The 13,240-nt window shown below is 66.5% G+C and carries 10 protein-coding genes; 7 read left to right on the top strand and 3 right to left on the bottom strand.

All coding sequences use genetic code 11. The features are described from left to right. The first annotated feature begins 93 nt into the window (after positions 1–93). The 7 genes from AC5RWU_RS13195 (at position 94) to AC5RWU_RS13165 (ending at position 9,658) form a co-directional block, all read left to right on the top strand. A complete protein-coding gene (locus AC5RWU_RS13195) occupies positions 94–2,088 on the top strand; it encodes a helix-turn-helix transcriptional regulator (RefSeq protein WP_494032196.1) in 1,995 nt (664 codons plus the stop codon). Between the two features lie 121 nt (positions 2,089–2,209). Further along, a complete protein-coding gene (locus AC5RWU_RS13190) occupies positions 2,210–2,563 on the top strand; it encodes a hypothetical protein (protein WP_494032195.1) in 354 nt (117 codons plus the stop codon). Between the two features lie 35 nt (positions 2,564–2,598). Then, complete coding sequence (gene tatA / locus AC5RWU_RS13185; protein ID WP_494032194.1) at positions 2,599–2,898, top strand: Sec-independent protein translocase subunit TatA; 300 nt, start codon at positions 2,599–2,601, stop codon at positions 2,896–2,898. A 56-nt stretch (positions 2,899–2,954) separates the two neighbouring features. Further along, positions 2,955–3,749 carry a twin-arginine translocase subunit TatC gene (tatC, locus tag AC5RWU_RS13180; protein ID WP_494032232.1) on the top strand — a complete coding sequence of 265 codons (795 nt, stop codon included), beginning with the start codon at positions 2,955–2,957 and terminating at the stop codon, positions 3,747–3,749. A gap of 27 nt (positions 3,750–3,776) precedes the next feature. After that, the gene (locus AC5RWU_RS13175; protein WP_494032193.1) at positions 3,777–6,602 is read left to right on the top strand and encodes a DEAD/DEAH box helicase; all 2,826 of its coding nucleotides are present in this window, start codon (positions 3,777–3,779) and stop codon (positions 6,600–6,602) included. A gap of 88 nt (positions 6,603–6,690) precedes the next feature. Beyond that, a complete protein-coding gene (locus AC5RWU_RS13170; protein WP_494032192.1) occupies positions 6,691–8,373 on the top strand; it encodes an amidohydrolase in 1,683 nt (560 codons plus the stop codon). A 544-nt stretch (positions 8,374–8,917) separates the two neighbouring features. After that, the gene (locus tag AC5RWU_RS13165; protein WP_494032191.1) at positions 8,918–9,658 is read left to right on the top strand and encodes a polyprenol monophosphomannose synthase; all 741 of its coding nucleotides are present in this window, start codon (positions 8,918–8,920) and stop codon (positions 9,656–9,658) included. 122 nt (positions 9,659–9,780) lie between these two features. Here AC5RWU_RS13165 and AC5RWU_RS13160 read toward each other — a convergent pair whose 3' ends face one another. From AC5RWU_RS13160 to AC5RWU_RS13150, 3 genes are all read right to left on the bottom strand, one after another. Further along, positions 9,781–10,128, bottom strand: a complete 348-nt coding sequence (locus AC5RWU_RS13160; RefSeq protein WP_494032560.1) for an RNA polymerase-binding protein RbpA — start codon at positions 10,126–10,128, stop codon at positions 9,781–9,783. A 237-nt stretch (positions 10,129–10,365) separates the two neighbouring features. Further along, positions 10,366–12,240, bottom strand: coding sequence for an ABC transporter ATP-binding protein (locus AC5RWU_RS13155; protein ID WP_494032559.1), 1,875 nt, complete (start codon positions 12,238–12,240; stop codon positions 10,366–10,368). 11 nt (positions 12,241–12,251) lie between these two features. Beyond that, positions 12,252–13,235 (bottom strand): SPFH domain-containing protein, encoded by a 984-nt coding sequence (locus tag AC5RWU_RS13150; RefSeq protein ID WP_494032558.1) that lies wholly within the window; start codon positions 13,233–13,235, stop codon positions 12,252–12,254. Between the last annotated feature and the right edge of the window lie 5 nt (positions 13,236–13,240).

Below are 13,240 nucleotides of genomic sequence, written 5' to 3'. Positions count from 1 at the left end.
ACGGCACGCGACCGGGCGGAGTAACGAAGAACCTTGGTTCTTCGTTACTCCGCCTTTTCTTTAAGGCCATGGTTCCGGTAGTAACGTAATCCCGTGTCCGCGAAACGAACCGAACGTCTGCTGAACCTGGTCATCGCACTGCTGTCCACGACCCGCGGCTATACCAAGGAAGAGCTGTTCGAGAACATCGAACTTTACCGTGAAGCCCCCACGCTGCAGGCCCGGGAAAAGCTCTTCGACCGGGACAAAGCCGTGCTCCGGGAGCAGGGGATACCGGTTGAGTCCTTCAGCGACGACGTCCTGTATGAGAACGACCTCGCCCACCAGCGCTACCGGATCAACAAGGAGGACTACCGGCTTCCGCCGGTCCGGTTCACGGCCGGCGAATCGGCAGTCCTGTCGCTGGCTTCGCGCATGTGGGAGCAGGCGTCGCTGGGCTCCGCGGCCGCCCGGGCCCTGCGGAAGCTGCAGGCGCGCGGAGCAGCCGACGACGACGATTCGCAGCTCCTGGGCATTGAACCGCGCATCCGTACGAACGATCCGTATTTCGACGACGTCTGGAAGGCGACCGCGGAGCGGCGCCCCATGGAATTCGGCTACCGCGCGGCCAGCACCGGAGCGGAACTCACTCGGCGGTTGCAGCCCTGGGGGATGGGCAGCCGGTACGGCCACTGGTATGTGGTCGGCTGGGACATGGTGCGGCAGCAGGAACGGTACTTCCGGCTGTCCCGGATGACGACGCCGGTCCGGTTCCTCGACGGGGAATATGCGGTCCCCCCGGACTTCGACATCGACACGGCGCTGGCCCGGCTCCAGGATTCCTTTGCCGCCGAAACGGCAGTGATCGATGCAGCTCCTGACGCGGCCCATGCCCTGCGCCCGGTCGGTACCGAAGGCAGCGTGGAGCCCGGGGCCGGAAGCCAGGGATGGGACCGGATCAACCGCATCTATACGGACCTGGACCGATTTGCCCAGGAAGCGGCGGCAGCCGCCACCAGTGCCGTCGTCGTCGCACCGGAGGCCCTGCGGTCGGCCGTTGCCAAGCGGCTGAGGGACGCCCTGGCCGCCTCCGAGGCGGACGTTCCCGCCATCGAATTTTCCGCGCCCGAAGCGAAGCCGGAGCGCCGGAAGTCCTCCGCGACGGACCATCTGACCCGGCTGCTGGACCTGGTGCCGTACATCATCGCCCACCAGGGGGCGGATCTGTCCGAGACGGCCCGCCGGTTCGGAGTTTCACCGGCGCAGCTGGCCAAGGACCTGGACCTGCTGTTCGTCAGCGGACCGAAGTACTATCCGGATGAGCTGATGGATGTCAGCTACGAGGGCGACCGGATCTTCATCGACAACGCGGAGCGGCTCTCGGAGCCCATCCGGCTGAAGATGGACGAAGCCTGCGCCCTGATCGTGGGCCTGGAAACGCTGGCAACACTGCCGGGCGTGGCCTCAGGATCGGCGGTTTCGAGCGCATTGGCCAAGCTCACGGAGGCCGCCGGCTCCGCCGGATCGATCGGCGCTACGGTAGCCACCGTCATTACCGACGATCCGATCCGTGCCACGCTGGCCGAGGTCCAACGGGCGATCGCGGACCAGGCGCGGCTGCGCCTGGAATACCTCGTGCCGCACCGGGACGAGATCACCAGCCGCGAGGTGGATCCGGTCCGGGTGTTTTCCCGGGACAACACCTGGTACCTGGAGGCGTGGTGCCTCAATGCGGATGCGGTCCGCATCTTCAGGCTGGACAGGATCCGGTCGCTGCAGCGGTCGGGGGAGCCGGCGGTGCCGCACGCGCATTCAGCCGAGGATTTCCCTGCCAGCCTGTTCACCCCCGGTGCAGACGATGTCCTGGTGACCCTGATCCTGACCGAGCGCGCGCGCTGGGTCGCGGAGCACTACGACGCCGTCCGCACAACCTTCCTGCCGGATGGCCGGACCGCCGCCGAACTGCGGCTGGGCAGCACCGCTTGGGTGCCTGGGTTCATCGCACAGCTGGGCGGCGAGGTAACGGTCGCCGCGCCGGCGCAGCTGCGTGCCGAAACCATCCGCTGGCTGGGTGAAGCGCTCCGGAATTATGGCGCGGGCCACGATTAGGGGACCCAGGAGAATCGATTCATCGCGGGAAGGGTACGGTCAGGGAAACTCCACGTGAACAGATTTCAGAGATCGGTCTGTAGGTCAGGTAGTTCCAAGGTCTGCCAGTAGACTGGAATGCATGCCTTGGTGGTCCTGGATTCTGTTGTGGGTGGCGCTGGCCGCGTTGTCCCTGCTGTTCATCGCTTTCCTCAGCTGGCGCGTCTTCCGCGGTTTCACCGCGACGATGCGCGAGTTGGCGGCGGCGGAGGCCGGATTCGGCTCAGCAGGCCGGACCGCAGCGGCGGAACCCGGCCCGGCAGCTCCCGCTGCTGAACCGGCCGTTTCGATTCCGGCGATCTTCGCGGATCCTGAGGCGGCACGGCTCAATTACGACGCCGGCAAACAGGAACGCGCGGAAGCCCGGCGCCAGCGCCGGGTCGCCAGACGAGCAGGGCGCGGTCAACCACAATCGCTTCGCGACCTGCGTCTTTAGTGACGTAGGATGTTTTTGAACGAAAGGAACATGGCATGAGGCTCGAAGGCTGGCACATTGTCATCATCATTGTCATCGCAATCCTGCTGTTTGGTGCCCCCAAACTGCCAGGATTGGCCCGCAGCGTCGGCCAGTCCCTGCGCATTTTCAAGTCCGAAGTCAAGCAGATGAAGGACGACGACAAGGCTCCTGACAACGGGGCGGATTCACCGGTCGAGGGCCGCGTGGTCAACAATCCTCCGCAGAACGGGACCAGCAGCGCGCACGGAAGCCCGAACGCCTCCGGGAACCAGTACCCGAACGGCTCTGACCAGCCGCCGGCCGACCGCCAGTAAGGACGATGGCGCAAAGCACGATGGCCAAGGGGCGTAAAGCCAACCCCGAAGGGCGGATGGCGCTCAAGGAACACCTGAAGGAACTGCGGAACCGCCTGTTCAAGGCCGCGCTGGCCATTGTGCTGGGTGCCGTAGGAGGTTTCTTCCTCTACCAGCCGTTCTTCAAAGCCCTGATCGACCCGGTGCTGGAAGTCGGTTCCCAGGAGGGCCGCACGGCCACGGTCAATTTCGACGGCGTGGCCTCCTCCTTCGACCTGATGATCCAGGTTTCCTTCTTCATTGGCCTGATCGTCTCCTCCCCGGTATGGCTGTACCAGCTCTGGGCCTTCATCACCCCGGGGCTGAAGAAGAAGGAACGCAGGATCGCGCTGGCCTTCATTGGCGTGGCGGTTCCGCTGTTCCTGGCGGGCATCTGGCTGGCCTGGATGGTCCTGCCGAATGCCGTCCGCGTGCTGACGGACTTCACGCCGGAAGGGGCCTCCAACCTCATCGGCGCGCAGATGTACCTGTCCTTCGTGCTGCGCCTGATGCTGGCCTTCGGCATTGCCTTCCTGCTGCCGGTGGTGCTGTTCGGGCTGAACCTAATCGGCCTCCTGTCCGGCAAGCAGATCCTGAAGGCCTGGCGGATCACGGTCTTCCTCATCTGCCTGTTCGCCGCGATGGCCGCCCCGGGCGCGGATGCCATGAGCATGTTCTACCTGGCTGTGCCCATGCTGATACTGTTCGGCGTCGCCATCGGACTGTGCCTGATCAATGACAAGCGCCGCGCCCGCAAGCGTGCCACGGAGGAAGCCGCAGTGGAGGCCTCGGCGGATTCGGCGACACCGCTGAAGGACCTGGACGACATCTAGGTAAAGCCTTAGGTCTAGTCTTGAAGTATGTCTTCTCCTGCTGAGCGGTACCGGGCGGCCAAGGAACGCGTAGCCGAATCCCGGACCCGCCTCCACTCCTTTGCCCAAACGCTCGGGTTCGAACTGGACGAGTTCCAGCGGGAGGCCTGCCGCTCGCTCGAAGCCGGGCGGGGCGTCCTGGTCGCGGCTCCCACGGGCGCGGGAAAGACCGTGGTCGGCGAATTCGCCGTTTACATGGCCTTGGAACGGGGGCTGAAAGCTTTCTATACCACCCCCATCAAGGCTCTGAGCAACCAGAAGTACTTCGACCTTGTCGCGACCTACGGGACGGAACGTGTTGGACTGCTCACCGGTGACACGAGCATCAACTCCGAGGCCGACGTCGTGGTCATGACCACAGAAGTGCTGCGGAACATGCTCTATGCCAACTCCGACACCCTGGACGACCTGGGCTACGTGGTCATGGACGAGGTGCACTTCCTGGCGGACCGCTTCCGCGGTGCCGTCTGGGAAGAAGTGATTATCCACCTGCCCAGCGAGGTCCAGCTGATCTCGCTCAGCGCCACCGTGTCCAACGCGGAGGAATTCGGGGCCTGGCTGGACACGGTCCGCGGCGACACCGACGTCGTCGTCTCCGAACACCGGCCGGTGCCGCTGTGGCAGCATGTCATGGTCGGGCACGACATCCTGGACCTGTTCGCCTCCGACGTCACCTTCGACAAGGCGGCCCCGGAGGGTGACCACAGCGGGGCCGAGAACCGCTGGGAGGTCAACCCCGAACTGCTGGAGCTGGCCAACTCGGAGAGCCGGCTTAACCAGCGGGCGCGGTGGGGCGCAGGAGGCCAGCGCCGCGGACGGCAGGGGCAGCGCCAGACCGCGGCCCTGACCCGCATCCGCAAAGCTTCCCGGCCGGACATCATCGAGCGGCTGGACCGAGAGGGCCTGCTGCCGGCCATCACGTTCATTTTCTCCCGCAACGGGTGCGAGGCCGCGGTGCGGCAATGCGTTGATTCGGGGCTGTGGCTCACCACCGAGCGGGAACGCGACCAGATCGCCCGGCGGGTCGACGAGGCCTGCCAGGACATCCCCGATGAGGACCTCGAGGTGCTGGGCTTCTGGACCTGGCGTGAAGGCCTGGTGCGCGGTTTCGCGGCGCACCATGCCGGGATGCTGCCCACGTTCAAGGAGGTCGTCGAAAAGCTCTTCACCGACGGCTTGGTGAAGGCCGTCTTCGCCACCGAGACCCTGGCGCTGGGCATCAACATGCCGGCCCGTTCGGTGGTGCTGGAGAAGCTGGACAAGTTCAACGGCGAAGCGCACGTCAACATCACGGCGGGGGAGTACACGCAGCTCACTGGCCGTGCCGGCAGGCGCGGCATCGACGTGGAGGGCCACGGCGTCGTGCTCTGGCAGCCCGGAACGGATCCGGCTCAGGTTGCGGGGCTGGCGTCCCGCCGGACCTATCCGCTGAACTCCAGCTTCCGCCCCACCTACAACATGAGCATCAACCTGATCGCGCAGTTCGGCCGCCAACGGGCGCGCGAGATCCTGGAATCCTCCTTCGCCCAGTTCCAGGCCGACCGCTCCGTCGTCGGGCTGGCGCGGCAGGTGCGCAGCCGCGAAGAGTCCCTGGCCGGCTATGCCGAATCCATGACCTGCCACTTGGGCGACTTCGAGGAGTACGCGACGCTGCGGCGCGAGCTGACCGACCTGGAGACCCGGGCCGCGAAGACCAGGTCCCGGAACGCGCGTTCCGCGGCGGCGGCCTCGCTGGAGCGGCTCCGGCCCGGAGACGTGATCGATGTACCCAGCGGACGCAACCAGGGATACGCGGTGGTCCTTTCCCCGGATCTGTCCGGGCAGGAGCCCCGGCCGACCGTCCTGACGCTGGAGAAGCACATCCGGCGGATCAACGTCCAGGACCTGGACGGGCCCGTTGAGGTCCTCTCCCACATCCGGATCCCCAAACAGTTCAATGCCCGCAACCCGAAGGAACGCCGGGACCTCAGCTCCTCCCTGCGCAATGCGCTGCATGAGAAACGGCCGCCGCGCCGGGGCACGCAGGGCCCGGAGATCATGCACTTCACCGCAACCGAGAAGCAGGAACGCGAGATCGCGGAAGTGCGCCGGCACATGCGTGCCCACCCCTGCCATGGCTGCAGCGACCGCGAGCAGCACGCCCGGTGGGCCGAGCGCTGGTGGAAGCTCCGCCGGGAAACTGACGGGCTGATCAGCCAGATCCAGGGCCGCACCAACACCATCGCCAAGACGTTCGACCGCGTCTGCGAGGTGCTCGCCCACTACGAATACCTGAGGCAGGACGACGCCGGCCGGCTGGTCCCCAGCGAGGCCGGCCGGAAGCTGCGGCGGATCTACGGCGAAAAGGACCTGCTGATCGCTCTCAGTCTGGAGCACGGTGCCTTCGACGATGTCGATGCAGCCGAACTGGCGGCGCTGACCACCGTCCTGGTCTACCAGGGAAAACGCGAGGAGCGGGGCCTGCGGCCCAAGATGCCCAGCGTCTCGCTGGAAACTGCCGTCGACATCGTCATCCGCCAATGGTCGCCGCTGACCGACCTCGAGGAAGCCAACCGGCTGCCGCAGACGGGCGAGCCGGAACTGGCGCTGGTGTGGCCCATGTACAAGTGGGCCAAGGGCAAGCACCTGCAGGTGGCCCTGCAGGGTACGGAACTGGCCGCCGGAGACTTCGTCCGCTGGGCCAAGCAGGTGATCGACCTGCTGGACCAGCTGGCCAAGGTGCCTGAACTGCCCACCCGGCTGAAGGTGCTGTGCATCCAGGCGATTGACCTGGTGCGCCGCGGCGTCGTCGCATACTCGGCCGTCAGCGAATAAGGGCAGTCCAAAAAGAGCCGACCAGACCGGCGGCTGCCCCCGCAGCCGGACCGCCAGGGAAACCCCGCAAGAGATAGGTACTGCATTTATGACCGCGAACGAAGGTTCGTCTACCGGAGCGCGCCCGCTGACGCTCTACCGCAACGGCTCCGTCTACAGCGCGGCGGATCCGTTCGCCACCGCCATGCTCGTGGACGGCGCCACCGTTGCCTGGATCGGCTCCGAGCATGCCGCCACCTCCATCCAGGACAGTTCGATGGCCGTCGTCGACCTAGACGGGGCACTCATTGCCCCGGGTTTCGTGGACTCCCATGCGCATATGACGGAGACCGGGCTGGCGCTGGCGTCCCTTGATCTGTCAGCCGCCAAGAACCTCGGTGAGGTGCTTGACGCCGTCCGGCAGGCTGCCGAACGGACCTCCGGTGCGGTTCTGGGACACGGTTGGGACGAGACCCGGTGGCCGGAAGGGCGGCCGCCGACGGCGGCGGAACTGGACACTGCCTCCGGTCACCGCAAGGTCTATCTGGCCCGTGTCGATGCCCACTCAAGTGTTGTCTCGGGGACGCTGGCCGCTGACGGCGGGCTTTCCCAGCTGGACGGCTGGTTGGGCACCGGACAGGTGGTCCGCGAGGCGCATAGCCGGGCGCGCAGGCTCTCCCGGGACCTGACCCCCGTGGAACGGGGCCGCTACCAGGACGCCGCCCTGACCCAGGCCGCCGCCGCCGGCATCATTGCCGTCACCGAAATGGGTGCGCCGCACATCGGCCCGGCCGAGGATCTGCTGCAGCTTCTCGGGCTGGCGGGGGAGCCCGCGGCAGCGGGACCGGCCCGGCCCGAGATCCTGCCGTACTGGGGGCAGGCTGTGGGTACCGACGGCGAGCTCCTCGAACTGCGCGAACGCTTCGGCGGCAGGCTGCGGGGACTTGCCGGGGACCTGAACATCGACGGCAGCATCGGCTCCCGCACGGCCTGCCTGCGCAGCGCCTATGCGGACGCCCCGGGTGAAAGCGGCAGCCTGTTCCTGGACCACGAGGCCGTTGCACGCCATCTGGAGGTGACGACCCGTGCCGGCGTGCAGGGCGGCTTCCATGTCATCGGCGATGCTGCGCTGGACGTTGCGCTGGGAGCGCTCGGCGAGGTCGCAGGCACACTCGGCATCGAGGCCGTCCGGGCGGCCCGGCACCGCTTTGAACATGTGGAGATGGCGGATCCGGCCGCCGTCGACAAACTCTCCGAATACGGCATCACCGCCAGCGTCCAGCCCGGTTTCGACGCGGCCTGGGGCGGCAGCGCCGGCATGTATGCCCGGCGCCTCGGCGTCGAACGGGCCGTGCCGATGAATCCGATCGGTTCCATGCTGGTCAAGGGCGTTCCGGTATGCCTCGGCTCCGATGCACCCGTCCTGCCCATGGACCCGTGGGGTGCCGTGCGGGCCTGCATCGAGCACAGCAATCCGGACGAAAGGATCTCCGCCCGGGCTGCCTTCATCGCCCATACCCGGGCCGGCTGGCGGGCTGCCGGGGGACACCCGCTGCTTGGCCAGCTGGCGCCGGGTACACCGGCATCGTTCGCGGTCTGGGAAGTCGAAGAACTCATGGTGCAGACGCCCGACAGCCGTGTGCAGTCCTGGAGCACCGATCCGCGCGCCCGCACCCCGCTGCTGCCGGCCTTGGACACCGGCACTGATCCGCGGTGCCTGCAGACGGTGCACCACGGGGAGCAGCTGTTCGCGGCGGGGGACTTCGCCGGCGCCTATGCGTCCCGGCGCTGACCGCCGGATCGGTACCCGGATGAGTGCAGGGGGCGGTTTCTCCTGTCCCGCTGCCGTTCCGTGACCTGGGCTCTGACCTGCGAAAACGCCCGTTTTCGCAGGTCAGAGCCACATTGACAGCAGGTGAAGAACACGTAGCCTTGAGTGAACAGGAAACGTCGGCGCACATGCCGGAGGTAACCACGCGGTGGCAGCCTGGGCCGGCAGCCGACATTCCTTGCCGCAGCCGCAGCAATCGGACGGTGACGGAGGCGACGCCCAAAGGTCTCCGGTTCGCAGGCGCTGCAGGCGGCGGCCTTTAATCTGGGTAGGTTCACGCGCCATTAGAAAACAGGCCGTGGGGAAGGCGCCGTCAGGCATTGCCACCGGACGGCGCAGACGGGCTGGTCCGAAGACGCGTGAACCTACCCGACCCCGCGCTCTGCCGGGGTTTGGGTGCTGCCGGTGTTTATACTGGGGAGTTGGCCCACGGCACAGTGCTGCAGCAACCGCCGGGGCCGCTTTGCGCTTTGCGCAGACATCGTCAGCAATGAAAGGGCCCTGAGTGCGCGTCGTAACGATTATCCCGACGTATAACGAGATTGAATCGCTTCCCCGGACGCTGGACCGCCTGCTGGCGGCAGTTCCGGAGTCGGATGTCCTGGTCGTCGACGACAACAGCCCTGACGGTACCGGCGGACTGGCCGCCAGGCGGGCCGCGGAGGATCCGCGGATCCACGTCCTGCACCGCAAGGGCAAGGAAGGCCTCGGGGCGGCCTATATCGCCGGGTTCCGCTGGGCCCTCGACGCCGGCTATGACATCCTCGTCGAGATGGACGCGGACGGATCCCATCAGCCGGAGCAGCTGCCCGGACTGCTGGACGCGGCCAAGGCAGGCGCGGACCTGGCCATTGGCTCCCGCTGGGTCCGCGGCGGCAGCGTCGTCAACTGGCCGCTCCACCGCAAGCTGCTGTCGCGCGGCGGCAGCCTGTACTCGCGCATCATGCTGGGCGTCGGCGTCCGGGACATCACTGCCGGCTACCGGGCCTTCCGCCGGGAAACCCTCGAGAAGCTGGACCTGAGCGACGTCGCGTCCCGGGGTTACGGGTTCCAGGTGGACATGACCTTCAGGGTCGCCCGGCTCGGGCTGAAGATCGTGGAGGTGCCCATCACCTTCGTTGAACGCGAGTTCGGGGATTCGAAGATGAGCGGCAATATCGTCCTCGAGGCGATGGCCAATGTCACCAAGTGGGGACTGACGGCCCGCTGGCGGAAGCTAACCGGCAAGCAGGAACCCGGCAAGTAGGAGCCCCCCATGTGCCTATAGCCGAAGAGCAGGAAGACGTGAGGAGGGCCGCCCGCGGGCGGCCCTCCTCACGTCTTCCTCCGACTCGGCCGCGGCGGCTTTGGCCTCCGCGGACCCTCCGGCTAAGCGGACCGGCGTTCTCCGCGGCGTTCGCGCAGGATGTTCAGCCGGTCCTGCAGGATCTGTTCCAGCTCCTCCACGGAGCGGCGTTCCAGCAGCATGTCCCAGTGCGTCCTGACCGGCTTCTCGTTCGAAGTGTCCGGCTTTTCGCCGTTGACCAGGATCGCTTCCTTACCGGTCTTGGACACCCAGGTGGGAGGGATTTCCGCCTCGGCTGCGAAGGTAACGAATACGCGTTCTCCGTCTGCGCAACGGTATTCAATGCGCTGCCGGGGTGCCGGCTCCACGCCGGATTCGGTCTCCATGCTCTGCGCACCGAGACGCATACCCCGCAAGCTACGATCGCTCATCTTCTCTCCCTGTATCATTTCCGTCAGGTCCGGCCGGCCGTCCGGACCACCCTCCGGCAGCGCGGGTGCGCCACTGAGAATGAAATCCGACAGCCGGACTGCCCACGTAGTTGTCAACGCCGGGCGCCGCCAGGCTGTTCCCGCCAGGCCCCGCTGTTTTGGCGGTAACCTGCCGCGGCATGACCGTCAGCCGGTCAGGGGGAGGCGGGGCGGACGCATGTTCCGGCAAATAGCCTATTATACGGCCTCATACTGCTCACCGTAAAGACCCGCATAGATTCCGTTCCTGGCAACCAGCTGTTCATGGGTGCCGGTTTCCACGATTTCGCCGGCTGACATCACAAAGATGATGTCAGCGGCGGTGATCGTCGACAGCCGGTGGGCAATGGCGATGGTTGTGCGGTTCTCCATGACCCGCTCCAGGGCCTGCTGCACCAGGCGTTCACTCGTCGTATCCAGCGCACTCGTCGCTTCGTCCAGGATCAGGACCGGCGGGTTCTTCAGCACCACCCGGGCAATGGCCAGCCGTTGCTTCTCGCCGCCGGACAGGCGGTAGCCGCGTTCGCCCACGACCGTGGCGTAGCCGGCGTCGAAGCTCATGATCCGGTCGTGGATATTGGCCACTTTGGCAGCGGCGACGATTTCTTTGTCCGTGGCATCCGGTTTGGCGTACCGCAGGTTGGCTTCGATGCTGGCGTGGAAGAGATACGTCTCCTGGGTGACCATGCCGATGCAGTCGCTGAGGGAATCCAGGGTAAGGTCCCGGACATCTATGCCGTCCAGGAGCACCGCGCCGGCGGTCACGTCGTAGAGCCGGGGGATCAGGTAGGACACCGTTGTTTTGCCGGCTCCGGAGGGTCCCACAAATGCCGCGAATGTCCCCGGCTCGATGGTCAGTGAAACGTCCCGCAGCGCCCAGGACGACGGCGCCGGTACCGTCCCGGAAGCCGTCTCCGGGACCGCTGTGTGGGACGGCTTCCCCGGGTAGGCAAAGCTCACCCGGTCCAGCTGCACCCGTCCGCTGACCTCACCTGCGGCGAGACGCCGCGCCCCTGGACGGTCGGTGATCGCCGGCCTCAGGTCCAGATACTCGAAGATCCGCGCGAACAGCGCCAGGGACGTCTGGGCCTCGAGGGACACCCGCATCAGGGACATGATCGGCATGGTGATCCGGGCCTGGAGCGTCGTGAAGGCAACCAGCGTGCCCGCTGTAAGGGACCAGCCGCCGGCCAGCAGCCAGCCAGCGGCCAGATAGACGAGCGCAGGGGTGATGTTCATGAAGATCTGCACCGCCGCGAAGAACCGCTGGCCCGTCATCTGCTGCTTCAGCTGCAGCCGCGCCTGGCGGGCGTTTTCTTCGGCGTAGCGCCGGACCTCGGCCTCCTGCTGGTTGAACACCTTGCTCAGGATGATGCCCGAGACGGACAGGGTCTCCTGGGTGATGGCCGTCATCTCGGAGAGCGACTCCTGCGTGCGCCGGGCAATCTGCTGGCGGATCCGTCCGATCCGGATCTGCAGGAACACCAGCGGCGGCACCAGGATGAGGGCGACGACGGTCAGCTGCCAGGACAACACGAGCATGGCCACCACCGCCGAAAGGACTGTGACGATGTTGGCCAGGATGGAAGGCAGGGTGTTGGTCAGCACGCCGGAAACGCCGCTGACGTCGTTGGACAGCCGGGACTGGATCACACCGGTCCGGGTGCCGGTGAAGAACGCGAGCTCCATCTTCTGCAGCCGGCTGAACAGCCGGGAGCGGATGTCCGCCATGACACCGTTGCCGATCAGCGTGGTGAGGTAGGTACGCCAGACTGTGAGCAGCGCGGTGATGACGGTCACCAGGATCATTAGCCCGACGATTGCCGTCAGACGAGGCAGATCCACGCCGCTGCCGTCCGGGGGGAAGAGTGCCTCGTCAAAGGCGCGCTGGGTCAGCAGAGGTACGACGACGGTCAGCGCCGCCCCGGCGACGACCAGCAGTGCCGTGAAGGCGAGCTTGCCGCGGTAGTTGGTGAACAGGGCGCGGATCCGGCGGCCCAGCTGCGGAATGCTGGGCGCTTCGGTATCGCCCGGTCTGGCCAGGAGGCGCCCTCCGCCGGGGGCGCCTCCCATCCCGGCACCCCTCAAGAGTGGCTGGTTCCGGGCTTCGGCCCGGCCTCAGAAGCCGTGCCGGCCGCCGCCGGCTGGGAGGTACCCTTTGGCTGCGAGGCGCCGTCCGGCGTCGTTGTTCCGAGCACGTTGCCGATGCCCTTGAGCGCTTCGCCGACCTCGCTGGGCACTATCCAGAGTTTGTTGGAGGACCCTTCAGCGATCTTGGGGAGCGTCTGCAGGTACTGGTAGGCCAGCAGCGTCTGGTTCGGATTGCCCTTGTGGATGGCATCGAAGACCTTCTGGATGGCCTGCGCCTCGCCGTCGGCGCGGAGGATGGCGGCCTTGGCATCGCCCTCCGCGGCGAGGATGGCGGCCTGCCGCTGCCCTTCGGCGGTAAGGATCTGTGACTGCTTGGTGCCTTCTGCGGTCAGGATCGACGCACGGCGGTCACGCTCGGCACGCATCTGCTTCTCCATGGAATCCTGGATGGAGTGGGGCGGGTCGATCGCTTTCAGCTCGACGCGGGAAACGCGGATGCCCCAGCGTCCGGTGGCCTCGTCCAGCACACCGCGCAGCTGGGCATTGATCTGGTCGCGCGAGGTCAGGGCCTCTTCCAGGTTCAGCCCGCCGACCACGTTGCGCAGCGTGGTGGTGGTCAGCTGTTCGACGGCCTGGATGTAGTTGGCGATTTCGTAGGTCGCGGCCCGCGCGTCGGTCACCTGGAAGTAGACCACGGTGTCAATCGAGACGACCAGGTTGTCCTCGGTGATCACCGGCTGCGGCGGGAAGGAGACGACCTGTTCGCGCAGGTCCAGCAGCGGCAGCAGCCGGTCCACGAACGGAATCAGCAGGGTCAGGCCCGGATTGAGCGTCTTGAGGTACTTGCCCAGGCGTTCGACGACGCCGGCCCGGGCCTGGGGGATGATCCGCACCGAGCGCACCAGCACGACCAGCACGAAGATGATCAGGACGATGAGGACTATCGTGAGACCGAGGCTCCCTGGATTGTCAAACATGCTTC

The organism is Arthrobacter sp. B0427-1-12, from assembly GCF_059092905.1.
This window is presented reverse-complemented; position numbering and strand designations above follow the sequence as displayed.